The organism is Pseudoalteromonas sp. P1-13-1a (assembly GCF_001401875.1).
Lineage (GTDB): Bacteria > Pseudomonadota > Gammaproteobacteria > Enterobacterales > Alteromonadaceae > Pseudoalteromonas.
The window spans coordinates 210430-234823 of record NZ_LKDV01000001.1 but is presented as its reverse complement, the minus strand read 5'-3'; the positions used below and the strand labels follow the sequence as shown (position 1 = coordinate 234823).

General features: G+C 39.2%; 22 protein-coding genes. 14 read left to right on the top strand and 8 right to left on the bottom strand.

All coding sequences use genetic code 11. The features are described 5' to 3' along the window. The first annotated feature begins 3 nt into the window (after nucleotides 1-3). The 11 genes from AN391_RS01110 to AN391_RS01060 all read left to right on the top strand — a co-directional run bounded on the left by AN391_RS01110 (nucleotide 4) and on the right by AN391_RS01060 (nucleotide 8827). The gene (locus tag AN391_RS01110; RefSeq protein ID WP_055013672.1) at nucleotides 4-957 is read left to right on the top strand and encodes a DUF523 and DUF1722 domain-containing protein; all 954 of its coding nucleotides are present in this window, start codon (nucleotides 4-6) and stop codon (nucleotides 955-957) included. Beyond that, complete coding sequence (phrB, locus tag AN391_RS01105; RefSeq protein ID WP_055013671.1) at nucleotides 957-2351, top strand: deoxyribodipyrimidine photo-lyase; 1395 nt, start codon at nucleotides 957-959, stop codon at nucleotides 2349-2351. Before AN391_RS01110 ends, phrB begins: the two co-directional genes overlap by 1 nt. A 1-nt stretch (nucleotide 2352) precedes the next feature. After that, entirely contained in the window at nucleotides 2353-2781 is a 429-nt protein-coding gene (locus AN391_RS01100) for a nuclear transport factor 2 family protein (RefSeq protein WP_055013670.1), read from the top strand. A 2-nt stretch (nucleotides 2782-2783) separates the two neighbouring features. Continuing rightward, on the top strand, nucleotides 2784-3494 hold the full coding sequence (locus AN391_RS01095; RefSeq protein ID WP_055013669.1) for an SDR family NAD(P)-dependent oxidoreductase: 711 nt from the start codon (nucleotides 2784-2786) through the stop codon (nucleotides 3492-3494). Next, the gene (locus AN391_RS01090) at nucleotides 3491-4747 is read left to right on the top strand and encodes an NAD(P)/FAD-dependent oxidoreductase (RefSeq protein WP_055013668.1); all 1257 of its coding nucleotides are present in this window, start codon (nucleotides 3491-3493) and stop codon (nucleotides 4745-4747) included. The genes AN391_RS01095 and AN391_RS01090 overlap by 4 nt, the downstream gene beginning before the upstream one ends. Then, nucleotides 4740-5477: a DUF1365 domain-containing protein gene (locus tag AN391_RS01085; protein WP_055013667.1), complete on the top strand. Its 738-nt coding sequence runs from the start codon at nucleotides 4740-4742 to the stop codon at nucleotides 5475-5477. Before AN391_RS01090 ends, AN391_RS01085 begins: the two co-directional genes overlap by 8 nt. A gap of 53 nt (nucleotides 5478-5530) precedes the next feature. Further along, a complete protein-coding gene (locus AN391_RS01080; RefSeq protein ID WP_055013666.1) occupies nucleotides 5531-6793 on the top strand; it encodes a cyclopropane-fatty-acyl-phospholipid synthase family protein in 1263 nt (420 codons plus the stop codon). Beyond that, nucleotides 6768-7280 (top strand): DUF2878 domain-containing protein, encoded by a 513-nt coding sequence (locus tag AN391_RS01075; protein WP_055013665.1) that lies wholly within the window; start codon nucleotides 6768-6770, stop codon nucleotides 7278-7280. Before AN391_RS01080 ends, AN391_RS01075 begins: the two co-directional genes overlap by 26 nt. A gap of 11 nt (nucleotides 7281-7291) precedes the next feature. After that, on the top strand, nucleotides 7292-7804 hold the full coding sequence (locus AN391_RS01070; RefSeq protein ID WP_082422650.1) for a chalcone isomerase family protein: 513 nt from the start codon (nucleotides 7292-7294) through the stop codon (nucleotides 7802-7804). Between the two features lies 1 nt (nucleotide 7805). Continuing rightward, nucleotides 7806-8345 carry a DUF3833 domain-containing protein gene (locus AN391_RS01065; RefSeq protein WP_055013664.1) on the top strand — a complete coding sequence of 180 codons (540 nt, stop codon included), beginning with the start codon at nucleotides 7806-7808 and terminating at the stop codon, nucleotides 8343-8345. A gap of 206 nt (nucleotides 8346-8551) precedes the next feature. After that, the gene (locus tag AN391_RS01060; RefSeq protein ID WP_004586404.1) at nucleotides 8552-8827 is read left to right on the top strand and encodes an HU family DNA-binding protein; all 276 of its coding nucleotides are present in this window, start codon (nucleotides 8552-8554) and stop codon (nucleotides 8825-8827) included. 109 nt (nucleotides 8828-8936) lie between these two features. Here the strand turns inward: AN391_RS01060 and ilvN are convergent, their stop codons facing one another. The 8 genes from ilvN to AN391_RS01020 form a co-directional block, all read right to left on the bottom strand. After that, nucleotides 8937-9434, bottom strand: a complete 498-nt coding sequence (ilvN, locus tag AN391_RS01055) for an acetolactate synthase small subunit (protein WP_004586403.1) — start codon at nucleotides 9432-9434, stop codon at nucleotides 8937-8939. Then, the gene (locus tag AN391_RS01050; protein ID WP_055013663.1) at nucleotides 9434-11158 is read right to left on the bottom strand and encodes an acetolactate synthase 3 large subunit; all 1725 of its coding nucleotides are present in this window, start codon (nucleotides 11156-11158) and stop codon (nucleotides 9434-9436) included. The genes ilvN and AN391_RS01050 overlap by 1 nt, the downstream gene beginning before the upstream one ends. Before the next feature lie 510 nt (nucleotides 11159-11668). Further along, nucleotides 11669-12676 carry an isocitrate dehydrogenase gene (locus AN391_RS01045; protein ID WP_055013662.1) on the bottom strand — a complete coding sequence of 336 codons (1008 nt, stop codon included), beginning with the start codon at nucleotides 12674-12676 and terminating at the stop codon, nucleotides 11669-11671. 189 nt (nucleotides 12677-12865) lie between these two features. Then, a complete protein-coding gene (locus tag AN391_RS01040) occupies nucleotides 12866-14554 on the bottom strand; it encodes a hypothetical protein (protein ID WP_055013661.1) in 1689 nt (562 codons plus the stop codon). A 6-nt stretch (nucleotides 14555-14560) separates the two neighbouring features. Then, nucleotides 14561-14947 (bottom strand): DUF3192 domain-containing protein, encoded by a 387-nt coding sequence (locus AN391_RS01035; RefSeq protein WP_055013660.1) that lies wholly within the window; start codon nucleotides 14945-14947, stop codon nucleotides 14561-14563. 69 nt (nucleotides 14948-15016) lie between these two features. After that, nucleotides 15017-15790: a flap endonuclease Xni gene (gene xni / locus AN391_RS01030; RefSeq protein WP_055013659.1), complete on the bottom strand. Its 774-nt coding sequence runs from the start codon at nucleotides 15788-15790 to the stop codon at nucleotides 15017-15019. A gap of 10 nt (nucleotides 15791-15800) precedes the next feature. Then, nucleotides 15801-17144, bottom strand: a complete 1344-nt coding sequence (gene ppnN / locus AN391_RS01025) for a nucleotide 5'-monophosphate nucleosidase PpnN (RefSeq protein ID WP_055013658.1) — start codon at nucleotides 17142-17144, stop codon at nucleotides 15801-15803. Nucleotides 17145-17223: 79 nt separating this feature from the next. Then, nucleotides 17224-18759: a GGDEF domain-containing protein gene (locus AN391_RS01020; protein WP_055013657.1), complete on the bottom strand. Its 1536-nt coding sequence runs from the start codon at nucleotides 18757-18759 to the stop codon at nucleotides 17224-17226. 203 nt (nucleotides 18760-18962) lie between these two features. Between AN391_RS01020 and AN391_RS01015 the strand changes: the two genes are divergently transcribed. From AN391_RS01015 to AN391_RS01005, 3 genes are all read left to right on the top strand, one after another. Further along, the gene (locus AN391_RS01015) at nucleotides 18963-20744 is read left to right on the top strand and encodes a M61 family metallopeptidase (RefSeq protein ID WP_055013656.1); all 1782 of its coding nucleotides are present in this window, start codon (nucleotides 18963-18965) and stop codon (nucleotides 20742-20744) included. Between the two features lie 151 nt (nucleotides 20745-20895). Further along, nucleotides 20896-22965, top strand: coding sequence for a bifunctional diguanylate cyclase/phosphodiesterase (locus tag AN391_RS01010; RefSeq protein WP_055013655.1), 2070 nt, complete (start codon nucleotides 20896-20898; stop codon nucleotides 22963-22965). A gap of 103 nt (nucleotides 22966-23068) precedes the next feature. Next, nucleotides 23069-24340: an O-acetylhomoserine aminocarboxypropyltransferase/cysteine synthase family protein gene (locus AN391_RS01005; RefSeq protein ID WP_055013654.1), complete on the top strand. Its 1272-nt coding sequence runs from the start codon at nucleotides 23069-23071 to the stop codon at nucleotides 24338-24340. The last annotated feature ends 54 nt before the right edge of the window (nucleotides 24341-24394 follow it).

The window sequence follows — 24394 nt, the reverse complement described above, 5'->3', positions numbered from 1 at the left end:
TTTATGCAAACAGACACAATAAAAATAGGTATTAGCGCCTGCCTAGCAGGCGAAAAAGTACGTTTTGATACAGGCCATAAAAAGTCTAACTTTTGTATGGATGAACTTGGAAAACATGTAGAGTACACGCGTTTTTGCCCAGAGGTAGCTGTTGGTTTACCAATTCCTAGGCCAACCATTCGCCAAGTTCGTGTGGGCGATACAATTAAAGTATGCCGCCCTGATGGCACTGGCGATGTTGGGCCTAAGCTAACTGAATACGGTAAAAAAGTAGCCACTGAGCAAGCTAAACATTTAAGCGGTTTTGTATTTTGCGCTAAAAGTCCAAGTTGTGGCATGGAACGAATCAAAATTTATAACGAAGCGGGTACCGGTAATACATCTGAAGGCGTTGGTTTTTTTGCTGAGCAAATAATGAAGCACAATCCATTATTACCTTGTGAAGAAAACGGTCGCTTAAACGACATGCACTTACGCGAAAACTTTGTAATGCGGGTGTACGCTTACAAACAGTGGCAGCTATTAGCTTCTGAACCGCTTACAGTACATAAGCTTACTCAATTTCATTCTCAATATAAGTACTTATTGATGGCTCATAATTATCAAGCCTACCGCGACTTAGGTAACTTACTTGGTACTTACAAAGGCGATGATATTAACGCTTTAGCAGATGAGTACATTCTGGGGTTAATGAATGGCCTTAAGAAGCCTGCATCGCGTAGGAATAACTGTAATACGTTAATGCACTTGCAAGGTTACTTTAAAAAAGATTTATCTAAGATTGAAAAGCAAGAATTGCGTGACGCAATCGATGAATACCGTCAAGGTTTAGTTCCTTTATATGTGCCACTTACTTTGCTAAAGCACCATCTTAAAGTACACCCTAATGAATACTTAGAAAAGCAGGTGTTTTTTAATCCTTACCCTAATGAACTAAAATTACGTTACGGCATATAATGAATACACTTTTTTGGTTTAGGCGCGATCTGCGCCTTTTTTCTAACGAAGCGCTTATTGAAGCGCTAAATAATGGCGCTAAAAAGGCCATTTTTTTTATCTGCGAAAAACAATGGCAACAACACAATGCCGCTCCCATTCAAATTGACTTACTGAAAAGGCGTCTCAATTATATACGTGAGCAGCTTGCGCAGTACGCGATAGAGCTTCACATTATTGATGCACCTTACTTTGCTGATTGTGAAAGTGCGCTTTTATCGTTTTGCGATAAACATCAGGTAGAACATGTAATTGCTAATAAAGAGTACGAGTTAAATGAAGTCAATCGCGATGCGCAAATTCTTACAAAGTGTGATGAAAAAAATATCACGTTTACGCTTTATGAAGGCGATGTAATAGCACCTGTAGGCACTGTTAAAAATCAAAGTAACGAAATGTATAAGGTGTTTACGCCGTTTAAAAAACAGTGGCTTAAACAGTATCAAGATACTCACTTTAGTTTACTACCGTGGCCTTTAAAAAAGCTGGCAGAAGGTAAAACCAATTCACCGGTTTTAAAAGGCGATGGTAGCTCAGAAAAATGGCCTGTTGATGATGACAGCTTAGCCACCATTGTTGATAATTTTATTTGCGACAAATTAAGTAGTTACGACGATCAGCGTGATATACCTAGTATCAAGGGCACTTCGGGTTTGAGCCCGTATTTAGCGCTGGGTATTATAAGCCCAAAGCAGTTACTCGTTAATATTCAAAACCGCTACCCAGATATTTTAACTACCTCTAAAAGTAAAACTTTTACTTGGATAAACGAGCTAATTTGGCGCGAATTTTATCGTCATTTAATTGCGCAATTTCCTAAGCTTTCTCGTGGTGATAACTTTAATGAAAAATACAATAGCGTAACATGGCGTAAAAACGAGGCTGACTTTAAAGCCTGGTGCGAGGGAAAAACAGGTTACCCACTCGTTGATGCTGCAATGCGGCAGTTAGTTCAAACTGGGTGGATGCATAATAGATTAAGAATGGTGGTTGCCAGCTTTTTAACCAAACATTTATTAATTGACTGGCGAGAGGGCGAATCGTTTTTTATGCAGCATCTTATTGATGGTGATTTAGCCTCTAACAATGGCGGCTGGCAGTGGGCTGCAAGCACAGGCTGTGACGCGCAACCTTATTTTCGCGTGTTTAATCCTATTACTCAAAGTGAGCGCTTTGATCCTAATGGTAAATTCATACGTAAATATTTACCAGAGCTTGAAAAAGTGCCAGATAAACATATCCATTTTCCTCATGCTTACTTAGGCTCAATAGGGGGGGATAAGCACTGTTACTGGCCGGCAATTGTTGATCATAAAGCAGCTCGCGAACGTGCAATAGCTGCATTTAAGGTGTGATATGGAAACAGCATTACCGCTAGAAAAATTTGTAGAAATATATCAACAACTCGATAAATCAAACTTGCATTTGCTCCATGATATATACAGCGAGCAAATTAAATTTAAAGACCCAATGCACGAAATAAACGGGTTAACAGAGCTTACCCGATACTTTTCTAACTTATATAGTAATGTTAAGCATTGTCAGTTTGATATTAGCGACACCTACGAGCGTGATGACAAAGCATTTTTGTATTGGACTATGCATTACGCTCACCCAAAGCTGGCTTCTGGCAAAACTATATCGGTAGAAGGGCACAGTAAGTTGGTATTTAAAGAAGGTAAAATTATAAATCACCGCGACTATTTTAATGTAGGTGAAATGCTATACAAGCATATTCCTATTTTGGGTGGCATTATAAATTACATAGATAAACGAGCAGGGTAGCGATGAATATTTTAATTACAGGTGCAACCTCAGGTATTGGCGAGCAACTGGCAATAAAGTACGCCCAGCAAGGTAACACGGTGATTGCTTGCGGTAGAAACCTTGAAAAGCTAGCTGAGCTTGAAAAACATACCAACATTAAAGCTTGTCAGTTCGATGCCACAGATCTCAAAGATATAAAGCAAGCAACCCTTGGGTTTACTGCTTTTGATAAGGTTATTCTTAATGCCGGTAACTGTGAATACGTTGATGATGCCCGCAACTTTGACAGCGCCCTGTTTGAGCGCGTTATTTCGGTTAACTTGCTAGCAATGGGCTATTGCCTTGAGGCTCTTTTGCCAAAAATTAGCACAGGCGGACAACTTGTACTGGTTAGTTCAAGTGTTACATATTTACCTCTGCCACGCTCAGAGGCTTATGGTGCATCTAAAGCCGGGGTAAGCTATTTAGCGAAAAGTTTAGCAATCGACTTAAACGACGTTGATGTTACTTTAGTGCACCCAGGCTTTGTAAAAACCCCTCTGACCGATAAAAACGATTTCCCAATGCCTATGGCCGTTACCGCAACTGAGGCTGCCGATTACATGATTAAGGGAATTAATAAACGCCGTAAAGAAGTTCACTTTCCTTATCGGTTTACACTTATTTTAAAAGCATTACGAATCTTACCGTTACCACTTTGGTTACGTTTAGCAAAAGGACTAGCCCGTTGAAAAAAATAGCAATAATAGGTTCTGGCGTATCGGGTTTAACCTGTGCTCATTTACTGCATAAACATTACGATATTACCGTATTTGAAAAAAACGATTATATTGGTGGTCATACCGCAACAGTAGAAATATCTGATGCTGGAGTTAAACGCGCAATAGACACAGGCTTTATAGTATTTAATGACCGTACTTACCCGTACTTTGAAAAACTACTCGCGCGCATTGGCGTAGATAGACAAGAAACGCAAATGAGCTTTAGTGTTCACAATCAAGCAAGCGGTTTTGAGTACAACGGTCACACTTTTGCCAGTTTATTCGCCCAAAAAAGGAATATATTTAGGCCCAAGTTTTGGCGCTTGTTAAGCGATATAGTTAAGTTTAATAAATTATGTAAAGCAATGCACAGCGAGCAAAACTACCCTAAAAATCAAACGTTAGGTCAGTTATTGGATACACACGGCTTTAATGACTTTTTTAAATACCATTACATTTTGCCTATGGGTGCCGCTATCTGGTCAACCAGCATTAAAGAGATGCAAAATGTTGGCGTAGAGTTTTTTGTAAACTTTTTTTACAACCATGGTTTACTAGATATTACAAATAGGCCGCAGTGGTATGTAATTCCAGGTGGCTCCAAACAATATATTAAGCCACTTATCAAAGGGTTTGCAGATCAAATAAAACTAAATACCGACATTGAGACGGTTACTCGTGTAAGTGATAAAGTAATCATAACCCTAAAAAATGGGGAGCAAGCTGAATTTGATAAAGTGGTATTTGCGTGTCATTCTGATCAGGCACTAGCGTTACTTGGCGATGCTACTGAGCAAGAGCAATCTGTATTAGGTGCAATTCCATACACAGAAAATTCGGTAGTTTTGCATACAGACACTAGTTTGTTACCCGATAGAAAAGCAGCTTGGGCAAGTTGGAACTATTTACTAAATGAAAATACAGATAAAGCAGCCGTTGTAACCTACCAGATGAATATACTGCAAGGTATAGACTCTGATACGCAATTTTGTGTAACCCTTAACCACTTAGAAGGGATTAACAAAGCGAATATATTACGTGAGTTTACTTATCATCACCCTGTGTTTAACGAATCTTCCATTGCCGCACAAAAACTTAAACACACTGTTGATGGCCAAAACAATAGTTATTTTTGTGGTGCTTATTGGTATAACGGTTTTCATGAAGATGGCGTACGCAGTGGGGTTGATGTCGCTAGGCAGTTAGGTGTTGAATTTGAATAGCGCTGTTTACTTAGGCGATGTGAGGCATCGCCGCTTCTCTGAAAAAAGTCATAAGTTTAAATACCCTCTCTACATGATGTGGATTGATTTAAAAAATCCTTTATTGCTTAACAACATTCATCCTATGTTGGGTACATTTGGTTTTAAAGTATTGCGGTTTAACCAGGCTGATTATTTAACTTTACAATCTAATTCAGAACCACTCAGCATTTTTGAACGTGCACAATGCCAAATAGAAAAACTAGGGGTTAAAGAATCGTTTTCGCATATTTATATGCTTGGCCAACTTAGGTGTTTGGGCATTTATTTTAGCCCTGTAAATTTTTACTTTTACGGTAATAGCGCCGACAATTTTGAATATATGGTGGCCGAGGTGAGTAATACACCCTGGAATGAACGCCATTATTATTTGGTGCCCTTACAAAAAAAAGTGAACTTTAAAAAAGCTTTCTCCGTATCACCCTTTATGAATTTAGATATGGACTACCATTGGCAGGTACAACATACTGCCGATAACACATTAATTCATATAGAAAATAAACGTGGAGATGAGTTGTTATTTGACGCGTCTTTACGATTAAAGCGAAGTCAGTTAACTAAGCAAGAAGTTACTAAATTATTAAAAAAATTTCCTGCGATGACTTTGTCTATTTTCAAAGGTATTTATGTGCAAGCACTTAAGTTGTTTATAAAAAGGGTTCCTTTTTTAGGTCATTCAGGAAAACCTTAGTATAGTTAAACTAGCTTAGTTGCGGGTAGTGACAAAATTATAAAGGGTTTAAGATGGAAAAAGTCTCGAGTATAAACTGCCAAGAGCAAACTGGATGGTTTACAAATTTATATAAAAAGCTAGTCACCAAAGCCTTTGCAAGTATTGAAATAGGCCAAATAGTGTTAGTTGAGAACAGCCGCTCAACAGTATTTGGTCATCAGCATTCAGACTTAAAAACCACTATCACCGTTAACGACACTGCCATGTACAAGGCATTTGCTATGTCTGGAAGTGTGGGGGCTGGTGAGTCTTATATTCTTGGGCAATGGTCGTGTGATAACTTGACCAAACTTATCGAAATTTTTGCTATAAACCAAAAGCAACTTGATGCATTTGAAAAAAAATTCTCTTTTTTTAGTGGCCTAGCCCACCGATTTAAACATCTTAAAAACAGCAACTCAGAATCTGGTTCGAAAAAGAATATTGTTGCCCATTACGATTTAGGAAACGATTTATATGAGTCATTTTTAAGTGATGAAATGCTGTATTCCTGTGCTGTTTATCCAACAAAAGAGGCAACCCTTGAGGACGCTCAACAAAATAAGCTTAAGCAAATTTGTGAGCAAGTAGAAATAAACGAAGGCGATACAGTTATAGAAATTGGTACAGGCTGGGGTGCGTTTGCCATTTACGCAGCGACTCACTATAACTGCCATGTGACCACAACAACGATTTCGGATGAACAATATGCTTATGTTGAAAACAAGGTTAAACAGTTAGGCCTTGAAAATAACATAACATTGCTTAAGCTCGATTATCGTTTATTAGAAGGTCAATACGACAAGCTCGTATCAATAGAGATGATAGAAGCAGTAGGGCATGAATACCTACCTAGCTTTTTTAAGCAGTGTAATAACCTACTTAAAGAAGACGGTGCAATGCTTATTCAAGCAATTACTATTGGCGATCAGCGTTATCAACATTATTTAAAAAACTCAGATTTTATTCAGCAGTATATCTTCCCTGGAGGTTGTTTGCCTTCACTTAATGAGATGAGCGAGCAAATTAAAAACAACACCGATATGGTTATTCATACGGTAAGTGACATAGGCGCGCATTATGCTAGAACACTCGCTGATTGGCGTACTCGCTTCATTGATAACTGGCACACCCTAGACAGTGACAAATTTGATGAGCGTTTTTACAGGTTATGGTTGTTTTACTTTGCTTACTGTGAAGGCGCTTTTAGAACGCGAGCAACCAGTACCGTTCATTTAACGGCGCGTAAACCACGTTTCACTAGTCAAAATGACGAAATTGCCCTTAATTATTAATTTTGTACTTTTTCAAACGGTGTGGTTTTTATCGCTGTTTTTAGAAGCCCAATCTGTATTATACACCTCTGTTATTGTTGTGCTTATGTTCGTTTTATCGAAGCAACATAAGCATGACGCGTTGCTTCTAGCTAAAGCTTTACCTATTGCGCTGTTATGTGAATACACGGCTGTGCAGTTAAGCCTTTTGGAATTTAAAGTATCACCTTTCCCGCTTTGGTTAGCCTTGCTATGGGCAGCATTATTGCTTTGCATAAACACATCAATGGCGTTTATTACTAAACTAAAATTTTGGCAAGCCTATTTTGTGTGCTTAGTCTTTGCGCCTATTAGTTATTATTCTGGCGCTAAATTTGGCGTGCTTAGTATTTATACACCTGTATGGGCATTTTGGCTTCTGTACGGCGCACTTTGGGCTGCAGCCTTTACACTTATACTTTTTATCAACCAAAAAATTAAAGCGTTTTTGAATATTAGCAAGCAATAACAGGAGCTTGTATGATTAATACCGCAAAAAAATGTGCAATAACCGCCACAATGATTATGGCAACTTTGTTTACCCCTTTGAGCTTTAGCGAAGAGCAGGCTGACTTTAAAAAAGTGGGCGAGGCGCGTATGGAATATTTATTCTGGGATGTTTACGATGCTACATTATATACCCCTTCAGGGACTTACAAACAGGGAGTGCACCCAGTTAAATTTACGCTCACCTATTTGCGAGACTTCGCAGCAAAAGACATTGTTAAAGCCACTAAAGAGCAATGGCTGCATTTAGGTAAAAGTGATTTATCAGCTAAGTATGCTGATAAATTGCTCGCTCTTTGGCCTAACATTAAAAAAGGCGAATCGTTGAGCTTACAAACATCACCAAGCGGTCAGGCTACTTTTTATCATAATGATAAAAAATTAGGTGAGATAACAGACTCACAATTTGCCAACCAGTTTTTAGCTATTTGGCTAAGCCCGAACACCTCAGAGCCAACACTTAGAAAACAATTATTAGGAAATTAGCATGCGCAATATAAATAAATTTAAACAGCTATGTATTTTAATGGCTGCATTATTTTTAGTGAGCTGCTCCGCGCCAAAAGTAGAGCACTACAATAGCAGCACCCCAGAATTTGATTTTAAAGCGTTTTTTAGTGGTGATTTAAAAGCATATGGTGTTGTGCAAGATTATAAAGGCGAACTCACACGTAAACTTGTGGTTACTATGAATGCGCGCTGGGAAGGCAACGAAGGCGTTATAGAGGAAGACTTTGTGTATGACGATGGTGAAACACAAAAGCGTATTTGGTATATCACTCTTAATGACGATAATAGCTTAGTGGGTCGTGCTGATGACGTGCTTGGTATTGCAACCGGTAACAGTGCTGGCAGTGTGTTTCATTGGAACTACAATGTGGCTTTACCCTATGACGGCAGTACGCTTGAGGTAAACTTTGATGATTGGATGTACCTGGTTACACAATCACGCTTGATAAACCGTACGTCTATTGTTAAGTTTGGTGTCGAGGTTGGGGAAGTGACCTTAGTTATCGAAAAAATATAGAGCAGTGTGTTATTTAAAGTGTGCCTTTTGTGTACTTAAATTAAGTTTTAGTTAACCCAACACGCTGTATTTTACCGAGAATTATTAAAATTTTACGCATTTTCGAAGTATTTAAGCAAAAAATGCAATTTGCTGTTGCTAACTCCTTAAAAATGCATAAAGATAGGTTTTGCGAAGGCAAAATAATAACGAATAGGAATCTAACAATGAATAAAGCTCAATTAGTTGAAAAAATCGCTACTGATGCAGAAATCTCTAAAGCTGCTGCTACACGTGCACTTGATGCGTTTACTGGCGCTGTAACTTCTTCTTTAAAAGAAGGTAATTCAGTTGCATTAGTAGGTTTTGGTACTTTCTCAGTTAAAGAACGTGCAGCACGTACTGGCCGTAACCCACAAACGGGTGCTGAGATCCAAATCGCAGCGGCAACTATCCCAAGCTTTAAAGCAGGTAAAGGTCTTAAAGACCAAGTAAACCCTTAATTGGCGCTTTACAGAATTTTTTAAAAAAGAGCTATTTAGCTCTTTTTTTTTGCCTGCAAAAAAGCCACTAAATAGTGGCTTTTAATTTAAAAATTTAGCTGTTTAACCTTTATGCTTTTAGAGCCTTATCACCACGGCCAATACCTACAGCGCCTGAGCGCACAACTTCAATAATGTCGGTTTCATGGCGTAGGGTGTCTAAAAATGACTCAATTTTGTCTGTGCTGCTCACTAGTTGTAAGCTGTAACTTTGGCGGCCCATATCTAAAATAGCACCTTGAAATACATCAACAACACGTGTAACAGCTGCACGTGTGGTTTCGTCTTGGGCAAATACTTTAACAAGTAATAATTCACGTTCAATGTGACTCATTTCGGTCAAATCAATAATTTTAAGTACATCTACTAGTTTGTTTACTTGTTTAGTAATTTGCTCAACGATTCTATCATCACCCATAGTAGTAATGGTGATACGCGACAGTGACTCATCATCCGTAGTGCCTACTGTTAAGCTATCTATATTATAGGCGCGCTGTGAAAAAAGCCCAACAATGCGAGATAAGGCTCCTGGTTCGTTTTCTAATAAAATAGATAATATACGACGCATTATGCTTTTACTCCTTTACGTAACCACATCTCATCAATGCCACCTAGTTTGATTTGCATTGGGTATACATGTTCTTTCTCATCAACGTTAATATCTAAAAATACTAAACGGTCATTAATGCTCATAGCTTTATCTATAGCAGGTTGTAGCTCATCTAACGTATCTACTTTTATGCCTACATGGCCATAACTTTCAACAAGTTTTACAAAGTCAGGTAATGAGTCCATATAGGAAGATGAATGACGCCCACCGTAAATCATATCTTGCCATTGGCGTACCATGCCCAATGAGCGGTTATTCAACGAAACTACTTTTACAGCCAAGTTGTACTGTAAGCATGTCGATAGCTCTTGAATATTCATTTGAATTGAGCCATCGCCAGTTACACATACTGACTCTTTATCAGGAAAAGCAAGCTTAACCCCCATCGCTGCTGGTAAGCCAAAGCCCATAGTGCCTAAGCCCCCTGAATTGATCCATTGGCGAGGGTTTTTAAATGGATAATATTGTGCTGCAAACATTTGGTGCTGACCGACATCAGAGCTTACATAGGCGTCACCATTAGTGGCTTTATACACTGCTTCTATAACTGCTTGTGGTTTAATTTTATCGCCATCGGTGTTGTAACTTAGGCACTTTTGCTCACGCCAGCTAATAATTTGTCGCCACCAATCTTCTTGGGCACTGCGATCAATTTGAATGCTACTTTTATCTATGCCCGCTTGTAGTTGATCCATTACAGTGGCTAAACAGCCCACAACTGGAATATGGGCTTTAATGGTTTTAGAAATAGAGGTCGGATCTACATCTACGTGAACGATGGTTGCATTGGGGCAAAACTTTTGCACGTTATTGGTTACACGATCATCAAAACGCGCGCCCAGTGCTAAAATCACATCGGCATTTGCCATTGCTTTATTGGCTTCAAGCGTGCCGTGCATGCCCAGCATACCCACGTAATTTGGGTGAATACCCGAAATACCGCCTAAGCCCATTAATGTATTAGTGATAGGTGCATTTAGCGATTCAACTAAGCGGGTTAATTGCTCAGAGGTGTTAGATAGAATAATGCCGCCGCCTGAGTAAATTACCAGTTTTTTAGCTTCTAAAATTGCGGTAACTGCTTTGCGAATTTGTTTAGAGTGGCCCTTTGTATTTGGGCTGTAGGTTCTAAGCTCGGTGGTTTTAGGAAAGTGGTACTCAAACTTAATAGCAGGGTTAAGCATATCTTTTGGTAGCTCAACAACAACGGGTCCTGGGCGGCCAGTACTTGCAATGTAAAACGCTTTTGCCAAAATAGCGGGAATTTCTTCAGCACTTCTGCAGTTAAAACTATGTTTTACAACTGGGCGAGAACAGCCAACAATGTCGGTTTCTTGGAATGCATCGTCACCAATTAAGCCTGTAGGTACTTGCCCCGATAAAACAACCATCGGGATTGAGTCCATATAAGCGGTGGCAATACCTGTAATACAGTTAGTTGCGCCAGGGCCAGAGGTAGCAAGTACAACACCCACTTCGCCAGTAGCTCGGGCATAACCATCAGCCATATGGGTTGCGGCTTGTTCGTGACGCACTAAAATATGTTCAATATCTTCTTGTTGAAAAAGTGCATCATATAAATCTAAAACCGATCCACCTGGGTAGCCAAAGATATACTTAACCTTTAAATCTTTTAATGCCTGAACAACTAATTCAGAACCATTATATTCTTGTTTGCTCATCCTCATTCCTCTGTGCGCTGTTTATGCATAAAAAAACCCCCGCGTAATGCGAGGGTTTTTAAAAAGCAATTTCACTTTTTAATACATCCCCGCTGGGCTTATCACTAAGACCACTACGAGTACGATTAAAAGGTGAAGTTGTTTTTTCATAATTGTCACTTTATAAAAAGCAAAATGCTGCTTTAGATTAAAAATTCTATATGGGGTTATTTTTAAGGGTTTTACGTGCTCGTGTCAACCTTGAAAAGGTTTTTTTGGATTAAAATTTCAAATTAATTTATTTTAATACTAAAAAATTGCACGGTATTTGTAGTTACATAAAAAATATGAAGAAATTATGCTAATTTTACCGAGTAAACATAATGGTTAAATAAGTGGTTTGAGCGCTTTACTTAATGCGTATTGACTGTGACTGGACAGTAGTTGAACTAGTTTATTGTTAACTAAAAATACAAAAAAGCCAGCAAGATGCTGGCTTTTTAGACTTAAAACAAGATTTACTTTGTTAAATTATAAACGGTCGATTACTGATTGAGTGAAATCAGTTGTACCGTGGCTGCCGCCTAAGTCACGTGTTGTGCGATCGCCAGATTTAATTACATCAGCTACTGCGCTGCGAATACGCTCAGCCGTGTCACCCATATTTAAGTGCTCAAGCATCTGGATAGACGCTAAAATTACAGAAGTAGGGTTTGCTAGGTTTTTGCCAGCAATATCTGGTGCACTACCGTGTACTGCTTCAAAAATTGCAGCGTCTTCACCAATGTTTGCACCTGGTGCCATACCTAAACCACCAACTAAGCCAGCACAAAGATCTGATAATATGTCGCCAAATAAGTTAGTCGTTACTACAACGTCAAACTCTTCTGGTGTCATTACTAGCTTCATACATGTTGCATCAACAATCATTTCAGTTGATTCAATTTGCGGGTAACGCTCAGCAACTTCACGTGCAACTTTTAAAAATAAGCCAGAAGTAGATTTTAAGATATTTGCTTTGTGTACTGCGGTTACTTTTTTACGGCCTTCACGTACTGCTAACTCATAAGCAAAGGTGATGATTTTCTCAGCGCCTTCGCGAGTAATTACAGATTTAGCTTCTGCTTCGTTACCGTCTTCGCTTACAACTTGACCTAAACCTGAGTACATACCTTGGGTATTTTCACGAATAGTAATGATATCGATATCATCGTAACGTGCTTTAGTACCAACAAATGATTTAACAGGGCGCACATTCGCGTATAAACCAAACTGCTTACGTAATGTAACGTTAATAGACGTAAAACCTTCACCTACCGGAGTTGTTAATGGGCCTTTAAGCGTGATTTTGTTTTTAGCGATTGTATCAATTGTTTCTTGAGGAAGTAGCTCGCCAGTTTTTTCTAGTGCAGCAAGGCCTGCATCAACAAATTCATAATCAAAATCGCAACCTGCGGCTTTTAATATTTCAAGTGCTGAGTCGATAATGCTCGGACCGATGCCGTCGCCTTTGATCACTGTGATGGTTTGTTTGGCCATTGACTTTTCCTTTAAAAGAATAAAAAACGCACATAAATTATCACTGAAAATAGTAACTGCTTGTTAGGTCATTTATGTGACGTATGTGGATAAATTTTGAGGGCGCATTTATACCAACTTATTGCCCATTTTGCCAGTTTATACTATAAATACAGGGTATAACCTATGTTTATAGTGAGCATAAGTGACTTAAATGCTGTTATACAGCGATAAGCCTTGCAGTTGCGCAAAAAAGTCACCCTTAGATTTAAATCCTTGTGCTTTTAATTGCGCATTTAAAGTTTGTTTTTGCCAAGGGGTCAAGGGTAAGGCGGGTTTGAAAACACTTTGCGCCACAACCTTTAAACTAATCCATAATTTGTGCTGCTCATTTAGCTCTTTTTTGGGGTGTTGCTCAGCATCGAGCAGTGGCTTAGTCCATGGGTTATCACTCAGTAGCTGTGCTAATTCAGTATTTAAATGCTCATTATTAAACGTTTCAACCCCAAAAAAGGCGGCTAAGGGTGCACTATAGGTTTGGTTAGGCGCACTATTTATACATACTTTTGCACAGAGCTGCGCACTACAATGGGTTAATAAGTAGTGCACGTAACCATAAATAGGCAAAGCTATTTGTTCAAATTGCTGTTTAGGGTTATTACTTACCATTAAAGCTAAAATACGAATAAAGCTGTTAAGCTTATTCAGTACAATGTGTTTGTGCGGATGGTGCGATGTATCAACTAGCTGCTCAAATATAACCCGCTGAATAATCGCCGGTGCATTATCGTACCCGACCATCGACAAGCTATGGCGTAAATCTTTGGCGGCTTGGTGCTGGTTGTTATAGGGCCTGACTGCTTGGCAGAGCTTTTGTGTTATTTCATTAAAAGGGGCCAGTAACTTATCTAAGCCTTTAAAACTGTATTCATGCGCTACTTTTATATGGCTCACTAATGCGATTAATTCGGCCTTAGAACTTATTTGCGCCGGGGCTTTACGTACCAAGTGCTCATTGTTCCAGGCTAAAAATAATACCCGCTTATCAGTACATAGCCATTGCAGTGGCTGATCTTTAAGTGAGGCTTTAACCTTGTACCATGCTAGTTTTTTCTCATTATTGGCATTAATAAGTATATGTTTATTAGTCTCATCACTTGCGAGATAAACCATTGCTTGGTCGCTGTAAACAATTTTACTGCCTGGGAGGTGTGGGCCTATATGCGCTATTAAATCTTTAACTAACCTTTGCGCAAATGGGTTAGTTGTTTTGACATATAATTCACCCAGCGCTTTATAAAAATTTAATGGATTCTTTTTGGGTGTATAAGTGATGTTCATCGCTATAATATTACTTAATGCACACAAGGTTATGGCATTGTCGTATAGCATGATGTCGCTGCTGCTCAATAAAGCTTGTTTATATTTATTTAATTTAGCCAACATACGCACGCTATTTTGAGTAGGGTGCTGCCCACTGAGCAGCATTTTTGCTGCTAGCTGATGGCGAAAACGCCATATTTTTTTATCGCTGAGTGTAAGCATTTGCTGCTGCGAAATTTTATTATGCTGTGCTACAACACAGCAATGCTCTACTAAAGCAACGCCAACATAAAGCTCGGTTAGCTCGTCATCAAACTGTTGGCTAGCGCACAGCGCTGTGCTAATAACACATTGGTTAATAACGAGGTTTGTAGCAAAGTCGTAGTGACTGGTGTACAAACTCAAACGCGCTTGTAACGCATGCGGATGTTGCTGATATAAAACACGATAGTGCTGGGCTGTTTGCGCAACAAGCGGATAAAGATGTTGCCACTGCGTTTTGTCATTATAAATTGTCAGTATTTGCTGTGTGTTATGCAGTAACCGCACTAACTGTTTTGAAATAGGCTCATCCATTGGCCATCACCTGATCTTTTCCTGGTAAGTTGTATAGGCGCTGGGGCCCCATAAAAATAACTCACCATTTTTAAATAATAAGCCGGTGCATTCATCCATTGTGGTTATGCCATCTGAAGTTTGGTGCTGAGTACGGTAAAAAACAATCTGCCATACTTGGTCTTTATTGCGCTTGGCATAGGTTAAATCCGGGCTGCCTAAATAATCGAGTACACTGTTTAACGTAACTGCCTCATCAATTGAGAGCTTTTTGATGTAGCGTTCATTAAAGGCCTCACGGTCTTGCCAAATCATTGCTTGCGGGTCATCTTTATAAAAGGTGATCACTAAAGTCGCAATGAGCGCGTATAATCCTAGCCCTAATATTAAGTACCTTATAAACTTTTTAATCATTTTTCACTCATGCTCGCAACAATATTGAGAGTATAAATTGTGAGCGTAAACAGTGCTATCAACATGCGACTAATGTAACCTTAGCTGCTTTAAACTAAAGCCTAGCTGTATATCTGTACGTAAAGTGACTAATTGCTTAGAAATAACATACATGTCTTTTTGCTCAACTAACTTTTTTTGAATACTGCTTGATAGGGCGTCGTCTTCTATGGCCTTATCTATATTTTCGTAGGTATTTACAATAAGTTGAGCCGATTTAGTCCCTATGCCCTTAACGCCAGGTACATCGTTAGTTTTATCGCCAGCTAAGGCCCAAAAATCAATTAGCTTACTTTGCTCAATGCCAAAACGCTGCTCGATGCTGTTGTTATCTAGGTAGCATTTTTTAAAATAATCGTACACACAAATATAGTCGTTCAAAAAGGGTAAAAATCCCTTATCTGTAGAAACAATAGTACTGTTTATCTTATTTTTAGCAGCTTTGTAGGCTAAGGTGGCTATGATATCGTCAGCTTCATCGTTAATCGGTTCAAATACAACGATACCCGTTTGCTCTATAGCTTGTTTAAAATTGTGCAGGGCATTTTTGAGCGTGTCGGGCATGGGGGCTCTAGAGTGTTTATATTGCTTATAAAAGTGATAGCGCCAGCTTTTATCTCCATCAAAAACAGCGATAGCGTGAGTGGCATTTGTTGACTGTAAAAGCTTTTTGCACGCGTGTGCAACGCGGGCACAACTGGCCTTTAGCATGTGCTCTTCACTATGGTGTGTTTGGTTGGCGTCAACTGCGTAAATGCGCCTAATTAAATTAAGCGCATCAATTAAAAGTAAATGGGGTTTCAAATAGTCAAACTCATGCTTTTATTTCATAACAAGGGACGTACTTACTACCGGGTAACTTCATACGACCTTGGTCTACAAATGCCTGTAATAGTTTATCCATATCTTTCATTAACTCAGGCTCACCGCTTAACACATAGGGTCCGTGTGCTTTTATGGCGCGTAGGCCCTCATCTTTTACATTGCCAGCAACAATACCTGAAAACGCTCTACGTAGGTTAGCCGCTAAATGTTGCTTAGGCTGTTCTAGGTGTAAATCTAAACTGGCCATGTTTTCGTGCGTAGGTGCAAAAGGTTGCTGAAAGTCGTTATCGATTTTAAGTGTCCAGTTAAAGTAGTAGGCATCTCCTTGGCTTTTACGGTAATTACGCACACTTGCCATAGCAGATTTTAATTTTTGCCCTACTAAAGCAGGATCATCAATGATCACCTCAAACTTATCAAGGGCTTCTTTGCCTAATGTTAGCTCTACAAACTTACATAACTCGCTAAAGTACGCTTCGCTTTCTTTAGGGCCAGTTAAAATAACAGGCAAACACTGTTTTTCGTTATCTGGGTGCAGCAAAATACCTAATAAATAAAGTAACTCTTCTGCAGTACCTGCACCACCAGGAAATATAATAATTGCGTGCGCCGTTCTAATAAATGCTTCAAGGCGCTTCTCAATGTCGGGTAAAATTACCAGCTCATTTACAATAGGGTTTGGCGGCTCTGCGGCAATGATACTGGGCTCAGTTAAACCAAGATAACGGTTTTCGCTAATGCGCTGTTTAGCATGCCCAATAGTGGCACCTTTCATCGGGCCTTTCATCGCACCTGGGCCGCAGCCAGTGCATATATTTAAACCACGTAAACCAAGCTCGTAACCTACTTGCTTAGTGTATTTATATTCTATTTCGTTAATTGAATGTCCGCCCCAACATACAATCATATTTGGTTCACTGTTAACACGCAGTGCGCCGGCGTTTCTAAGCATATCAAATACCATGTGGGTAATGGCTTTTTGCTGTTTAAGATCTTTTTCGTATTTTTGGCAAATAAATAAAATATCGCGGATCACCGAAAAAATATGCTCGTGAATACCGGTAATTATTTCACCATCAACAAAGGCGGTTTCGGGAGGATTTTCTAACTCAATTTTAATGCCACGTTCGCGACTGACTAGGCGTATATCAAAGTCTTGGTATTTGTCGTAAATTTCATTACTAGCATCTGTGTGGCTGCCTACGTTTAGGACGGCTAAGGCACAGTTTCTAAAAAGTCGATAACGTTCACTGGCTGAAGATTGCTCTAATAAATCAACTTCCAATTGTGACAGTAAATCTAAAACCCCAGTCGGGTTTAACTGTATTAACATCGGCATTCTCCTTGTTGCTTAAAATGTAAAAACTGCATGTCATTTACTTTAGCACTCAAACTAATTGAGAATTATGACATTATTTACTCATACAAAGGCGATCCCGACCCGTTTTTTTTGCTTCATAGAGGGCGTCATCTGCTCTGTCAAATGCTTTGAGCGGTGTATCGCCTTTTTTAAATTGTGTAGCACCTAACGAAATAGTGATTTCTATTTCTTTTTCTCTAAATTTAAAAGGAATATTTTTAATCACTTTTCTTAGCTTTTCTAGTGGTTGTGCTGCATGCGACAACGAAAGCCCAGGCATAAGTAAAACAAATTCTTCTCCGCCGTAGCGGGCTATAAAATCTGACTGGCGGACTGATTTTTGTAGCGCTTTTGCAATAACTTGCAATGTTATATCGCCTGCAGTATGCCCAAACCTGTCATTAATTGACTTAAAGTGATCAACATCAATAACCACTAGGGTAACATCCGAAGCCTGCACATTAAATAAGTGAAGCTCATGGTTGTAACGCTCATCAAAGGCTGCTCTATTTGGAAGTTTTGTAAGGCTGTCGAGTAAACTTTTAAAGCGTTGCTCGTTTAGGCGTTTTTTATATTTAGTTAGTTTGCCTTCTAAGCTACCAATTCGATCGTTTATTTCATCAAAACTGGCAATCAGTGTTTCGCGGTCTTTTCTTTCTAGCTGCTCTTTAGCAATAAAGTCTTTACTGAGCGATCTTAGCTCGTTGTCTACTAATTCTTTTAATGAGGAAATAGACGTAGCCGATTGGGTTTGCTCGTTTAGGTGCTTTATTTTCCCTTCAATACGTTTGTTGAGCGTATCGAACTCTTCACCCATTGATTTAGAGTGTTGGCTGGTAGATACAATAGATGAGTGCAACTCTTCTAAGGTTTGATTAAGCGAGACTAAAAAGCTTTGAGCCGATTGGCGCTCTTTACTAATATTTTTAACCACAACGCTAATTATATTTAAAGCGGCTTGCAACAGCGCTTCTACATTATCGTTTTCGGTAATCGCATTTTTTATTTGTTTAATTTGCTCTGTCGATTCATCCTCTAATACCAGCTCATTTGCAAGCTCTAATAACTTTTTAGCCATACGAGGAGAGGCATTAACGCTTGTTTCATCCGTGGCTGATAGCTTGCTCTGTAAAGCATGATGATAAAAGTTTATTAGCTGATTTAAAATCGGAATGTAATCGTGCGTAGACTGTACATTATTAATTTCGTGGTCGAGCAAATGTCTTAAGGTGCGACGGGTATCGTCTGGCAAGCCTTTGGTTTTTTGTAAAAGCTTACCGGCTGTTTGTACGCTCGAAAACAGCTCTCGTTGATGGGCAGCTTGTAACGTTTCTTGGTTTTGTAATAACAATAATATGTCATCTATTAAAGGCGATAATACTTCAAACCCAACACCTTTATTTAGCGAATTTCTAAATTTAGCGAGTTTATTATCAAGCTCAATATCAAGCCCTTTGCAGCTTAAAGACAGCTTTGCAGTTAGATTTGATAAAGTATCAACTTGGAGCTTACGCGCATTTTCAATGGCTATCCTTGCTTCAATTGCTTGCTTTAACTTTTTATCTACAGCGTTAGAGTTTTCAGACACCTAAGCATACCGCCATCGTATTAATTACATTACCTTCAGTTTACAACAAAATCATATTAAGTGTAGTTATCTAATTAAAAACTTAGCATTTTTACTTAGACCCTGCATGTAAACTGAGCTATTAGGTTGTTTATCGTTTTTAATTCACTTTTAATTTATGCCTTGTTAGGCTTATTTCAAATAATAAGTAACTTTGAGTCATTATGAAAAAGCGTTTTGTCCTGTCTATGTTAGCGGCCTGTTGTGCTGCCCCTGCGTTAGCTGATGTTAACTACTCATTAAGTATTACACAGCCTCAACACCATTTAGGCAATGTGAGTGTAGAATTTCCAAAATCGGCGCAATCGCATATCGATGTTAAATTGCCTGCATGGCGCACTGGGCGCTACGAAATATTAAATTTAGCTAATGGGGTACGTTATTTTGCGGCCACAGACGACAATGGCAATGCATTAAAATGGGAAAAAATTAACCACAGCACATGGCGTGTGCACTTAGTTGAGCCAACACAGGTGAATATTGATTATCAAGTATATGCAAACGAGTTAGGTAAACGTGCACGCCACATAGACGATAGCCATGCCTTCATTGATGCATCTGGCTTTTTCATGTTTAGTGAATCGTTTCGCCAAGAACCTGTTACCGTAGATTTAAAGGTGCCTAAAGCGTGGCGCTCTGTATCTGGTATGGAAAATGGTAGTAATAAACACAGTTTTAAAGCCGCAGATTACGATGTACTGGTAGACTCACCAATAGAAACAGGAATTAACAAACTTCATAAATTTGAAGTAGATGGTCGCCAATACGAGCTAGTAATATGGGGCGAGGGCAACTACGATGAGCAACTAATGCTGACTGATTTAAAAAAATTGGTGACCACAGGTAATGTTATTTGGAATAGCTACCCGTATGAGCGTTATGTATTTATGGTCCATGCTACATCAGGTGCCGGCGGAGCAACTGAGCATTTAAACTCAACCATTATACAGCGCCCAAGAGATCGGTTTGGTAGTCGCGAAGATTATTTAGGCTTTATAAGTACCGCCGCGCATGAGTTTATTCATACCTGGAATGTAAAAGCCTACCGTCCTAAAGGGTTGGTACCTTATGATTACACTAACATGAACTACTCTAATTTATTATGGATTTCGGAAGGTTCCACTAGCTATTTTGAAGATCACTTATTGGTGCGCTCTGGCATAGAAACCACCGATGAATTTTTTAAAGTGATGAGTAAAACCATCAACCGTCATTTACAAACACCAGGGCGAGAAGTACAAAGTGCCAGTGAAACAAGCTTTGATAAGTGGATAAACCAAGGCGGTGACCACGCGCGAAATTACAGCACCAATATATATTTAGAAGGCTCATTGCTTTCTATGTTGCTTGATATACATTTATTAGAAACAACCAAAGCAAAAGTTAACTACCGCCAAGTACACAATGCTTTATACAATAAGCACAGGTTACCACAGGGATTTACTGAGCAAGATGTACTTACCATATTAAAAGAGCTCACAGGTGAAGACTATACAGCTTGGTGGCACGATAAAGTAAGCACCCCAGCTGATATAGATTTTGATGCGTTATTGGCCAAAGTTGGCTTGAAACTAACCCGCCCCGAGAACGCTAAGCCACTAGCAAGTATTGATGCCACTGCAAAAAATAGTGGTGAATTATTAACGCTTACTCATGTGCGCAGAGGGGGCGCCGCATGGCAAGCTGGTTTAACTACTGACGATAAAATTGTGGCTGTAAACAAGCAACATGTAGGGAAAGATTTAAAATCGAGCTTAGAGGTGTTTAAAGCGGGTGAAAAGGTGACTATTGATTTTATTCGCCGAGATGCACTTCAATCAACAACCCTGGTTTTATCGCAGGATTATGATAAACCTAAAAAGGTGGTTGCTGATAAAAATGCCACTTTATCTCAACGCGCCTTATTTAAGGCGTGGGTCGGGGTAGAGCACCCAGCTAATATGTAAGCTAATTAACTGTAATAACATTTAAAAAGGAGCTTTGGCTCCTTTTTTTATACCTTATGTAAACGTATATCAGTTAAAAACCAACCTAAAAGTGTTAATTTAAAAAGTACGTCCTATTATTTAGTTAATAAGTTCTTTAGGTAACGTATAAATGAAGTCATTAAAAACGGTTCAAACACTGTCACACCAATTTGTACTGAACGATCCGCTTCATCAGTTATTTGATGCGATACACAGTATTTCAGTTCAAGGATACGATGAGCAACGACGCGTTATTTACTGGAATAAAGGCAGTGAGCTGCTTTATGGCTACACAAAAGAGTACGCAACTGGAAAAAAACTTGAAGATTTAATTATTCCACCACCTATGCGCGATGCAGTTATAGCCGCCCATAGTGAATGGCTTATAAATGATATAGAGATACCTGCCGCAGAGCTTACATTAGTTCATCAAAATGGGGGCAATGTAACAGTGTTTTCAAGCCATGTTATGTTTACAAATCAACATGGTGTAAAGCAAATGTACTGCATTGACATAGATTTGAGCGAGGTAAAGCAGGCACAAGCACAAGCCATGGATAAACAGCAGATGCTTGAAAAAGTATTTGAAGCTATCCCTGACCTTTATTTTTTGCTTAAACCCGAGGGTACCATAGTTGATTATCATGCTAATGATTTTAGTAACCTTCATTTACAACCAGAACAATTTTTAAATAAGTCGATGTTTAGTGTGTTACCCAAAGGCGTAGCTAAAATATTTGAAGAAAATATTAAAGAACTTCTAATAAATAAAGGCATTGTATGCTTTGAATATGAACTTTTAGTCCCAAAAGGTGTGTTGTATTTCGAGGCAAGGGTGAGCTATTTACATCATTCAAATCAAATCATGGTGATAATACGTGATATCACAGAGCAGCACGAGTCTAATAAACTTATACGCAAACAAGCCTATTACGATAGCTTAACACTACTTCCTAATCGTTTTAATTCTTTAAAACGACTAACTCAGCTAATTAACACTGCAAAAGAAAAAAACACCTTAGCCGCTGTTATTTTCATAGACCTAGATGACTTTAAAAAAGTAAACGACACACTGGGGCATGAAATTGGCGACTCATTACTTATTAGCGCTGCGGATAAACTTAGTCAAATAGTTAATGAAAACGCGACCGTAGGCAGATTAGGAGGTGATGAGTTCATTATTTTACAACCAGATCTGAAGAGTAAAAAACAAGTTGATGAGATTGTTACACGCTTACTAAAAAGCTTTAGAAATCCCTTTGAAATAGATGGTCGCGAGCTATTATTAACACTGAGTATTGGCGTGGCTTTATACCCAGGTAACGGGGGAACGGCCTCCGATTTATTGCGCCATGCAGACACAGCCATGTACCAAGCAAAAGCACTTGGCAGAAATACCTACGCTTGTTTTACCAACGAGATGAATACAGCCATAAAAAGGCGTTTAGCAATCGAAGAGCAGATGCATGTTGCATTAGAAAAAAACGAATTTGAATTGTATTTTCAACCTAAATGCAATGCTAAAACACATAAAATAATCGGAGCAGAGGCATTATTACGCTGGGACAATAATGTGCTTGGTAAAGTTATGCCCGATGAGTTTATTCCGTTAGCAGAGCAAACAGGTTTAATTATTCCTATTGGCAAGTTTGTTATTGAGCAGGCATTAGCATTTTTAACACGGTGGCAGGCAAGCTCTCAACAAAACTACAGCATGGCTATTAATTTATCACCAAGCCAGTTTAGAGATTCAGAGCTGCTAAGTTTTATAGCAAGCACGTTAGAAAAAACTGGCGTGAGTGCGAAATATGTTGAGCTTGAAATTACCGAAGGTGTGCTAATGAGTGTACAAACAAATATTACAGAGTCTTTGCATGCACTTAATAAGCTAGGTATTAAACTATCCATGGATGACTTTGGCACAGGTTACTCATCGCTTAGCTATTTAAGGCAATACCCGTTTGAGGTATTAAAGATAGATCGCAGCTTTATCTGTGGTATTACCGAAAACAAAGAAGACTACAGCTTAGTTAAAGCAACCATTGCAATGTCGCATAGTTTAGGCTTAAGTGTGGTCGCTGAAGGCGTAGAAACATCAGCACAACAACAATTACTTGCTAAGCTAGACTGCGATCTGATTCAAGGTTACTACTTTAGTAAACCGCTGCCCGCTTCGCAGTTACTATGTTTTAAAGGTTGAGGTATTTAAATTTAATCAGTTCAACACCCTTTAATATATTTCATGTGCATTTTATAACCTAAAAATGCTAGGTTTAAGAAACACAATATTAAAGGATATAAATATGAAATTAGAGTCATTAGCACTGCACCATGGTTACGAGTCTGAAGAAACCACTAAATCTGCAGCGGTGCCTATTTACCATACCTCATCTTACACGTTCGATAACACACAGCATGGCGCTGATCTATTCGACTTAAAAGTACCAGGCAATATTTATACTCGTATTATGAACCCAACAAATGCCGTGCTTGAGCAACGTATTGCCGCAATGGAAGGGGGCATTGGTGCACTTGCGGTCGCCTCGGGTATGGCAGCGATTACCTATGCCATTCAATGCTTGTGTGAAGTTGGCACTAATATTGTGAGTACCAGCCAATTATATGGCGGTACATATAACTTATTTGCTCATACGTTACCGCGCCAAGGTATTGAGGCTCGTATGATTAAAGCTGATGACTTCACGGCATTTGAAAAGGCCATTGACGATAATACTCGCGCAGTATTTTGTGAGTCAATTGGTAACCCAGCTGGGAACATTGTTGATATTGAACGGCTAGCAAAAATTGCACACAGTAAAGGCGTGCCTTTGATTGTTGATAATACCGTTGCTACCCCGTATTTATGCCGCCCATTTGAACTAGGCGCCGATATAGTGGTTCATTCACTGACCAAGTATATAAACGGACACGGTACAGCTATTGGTGGAATGATTGTCGATTCTGGTAAATTTGATTGGAAAGCCAATGCCACGCGTTTTGCAATGATGAACGAGCCTGACCCGTCGTATCACAACGTGGTGTATACCGATGCCTTTGCTGAAGCGGCTTTTATTGGACGTTGCAGGGTTGTACCTCTTAGAAATACAGGCGCAGCGCTTGCCCCTAAAAATGCTTCTGACATTTTAATTGGCCTTGAAACTTTAGGCTTAAGGATGGATCGCCACTGCGAAAATGCTCAGCAGTTAGCAGAGTTTTTAGAAAGTCATCCAAAAGTGCTTTGGGTTAATTACGCAGGGCTTAAATCAAGCCCGTATAATGCAATGAGCCAAAAAATTACCAGTGGTAAAGCATCCGGTATTTTAAGCTTTGGTATTGCGGGCGGCCTTGAAGCAGGCACGCGCTTTATTGATGCACTAAACATGATTTTACGCTTAGTTAATATTGGCGATGCTAAGTCGCTTGCATGCCATCCTGCGTCAACTACACACCGCCAATTAAACGATGAAGAGCTGGCTAGTGCAGGCGTAAGCCGTGATTTAATTCGCTTATCGGTAGGGATTGAAAATATTGCCGATATTATTGCCGATGTGAGCCAAGCGCTCGATAAAGCATAGTTACCTCACTACCTTTCATAAAAAGCTTAAAACATAAAAAGCGTTAGTTGAAAA

Bases quoted from the DNA above. Each gene is read 5' to 3' on its own strand.
- ppnN (WP_055013658.1), bottom strand. From the start codon at position 17,144: ATGTTAATACAGTTAAACCCGACTGGGGTTTTAGATTTACTGTCACAA.
- AN391_RS01010 (WP_055013655.1), top strand. From the start codon at position 20,896: ATGAAGTCATTAAAAACGGTTCAAACACTGTCACACCAATTTGTACTG.
- AN391_RS01100 (WP_055013670.1), top strand. From the start codon at position 2,353: ATGGAAACAGCATTACCGCTAGAAAAATTTGTAGAAATATATCAACAA.
- AN391_RS01005 (WP_055013654.1), top strand. From the start codon at position 23,069: ATGAAATTAGAGTCATTAGCACTGCACCATGGTTACGAGTCTGAAGAA.
- AN391_RS01035 (WP_055013660.1), bottom strand. From the start codon at position 14,947: ATGATTAAAAAGTTTATAAGGTACTTAATATTAGGGCTAGGATTATAC.
- AN391_RS01045 (WP_055013662.1), bottom strand. From the start codon at position 12,676: ATGGCCAAACAAACCATCACAGTGATCAAAGGCGACGGCATCGGTCCG.
- AN391_RS01060 (WP_004586404.1), top strand. From the start codon at position 8,552: ATGAATAAAGCTCAATTAGTTGAAAAAATCGCTACTGATGCAGAAATC.
- AN391_RS01015 (WP_055013656.1), top strand. From the start codon at position 18,963: ATGAAAAAGCGTTTTGTCCTGTCTATGTTAGCGGCCTGTTGTGCTGCC.
- AN391_RS01075 (WP_055013665.1), top strand. From the start codon at position 6,768: ATGACGAAATTGCCCTTAATTATTAATTTTGTACTTTTTCAAACGGTG.
- AN391_RS01070 (WP_082422650.1), top strand. From the start codon at position 7,292: ATGATTAATACCGCAAAAAAATGTGCAATAACCGCCACAATGATTATG.
- ilvN (WP_004586403.1), bottom strand. From the start codon at position 9,434: ATGCGTCGTATATTATCTATTTTATTAGAAAACGAACCAGGAGCCTTA.
- AN391_RS01065 (WP_055013664.1), top strand. From the start codon at position 7,806: ATGCGCAATATAAATAAATTTAAACAGCTATGTATTTTAATGGCTGCA.
- AN391_RS01050 (WP_055013663.1), bottom strand. From the start codon at position 11,158: ATGAGCAAACAAGAATATAATGGTTCTGAATTAGTTGTTCAGGCATTA.
- AN391_RS01080 (WP_055013666.1), top strand. From the start codon at position 5,531: ATGGAAAAAGTCTCGAGTATAAACTGCCAAGAGCAAACTGGATGGTTT.
- phrB (WP_055013671.1), top strand. From the start codon at position 957: ATGAATACACTTTTTTGGTTTAGGCGCGATCTGCGCCTTTTTTCTAAC.
- AN391_RS01040 (WP_055013661.1), bottom strand. From the start codon at position 14,554: ATGGATGAGCCTATTTCAAAACAGTTAGTGCGGTTACTGCATAACACA.
- AN391_RS01095 (WP_055013669.1), top strand. From the start codon at position 2,784: ATGAATATTTTAATTACAGGTGCAACCTCAGGTATTGGCGAGCAACTG.
- AN391_RS01110 (WP_055013672.1), top strand. From the start codon at position 4: ATGCAAACAGACACAATAAAAATAGGTATTAGCGCCTGCCTAGCAGGC.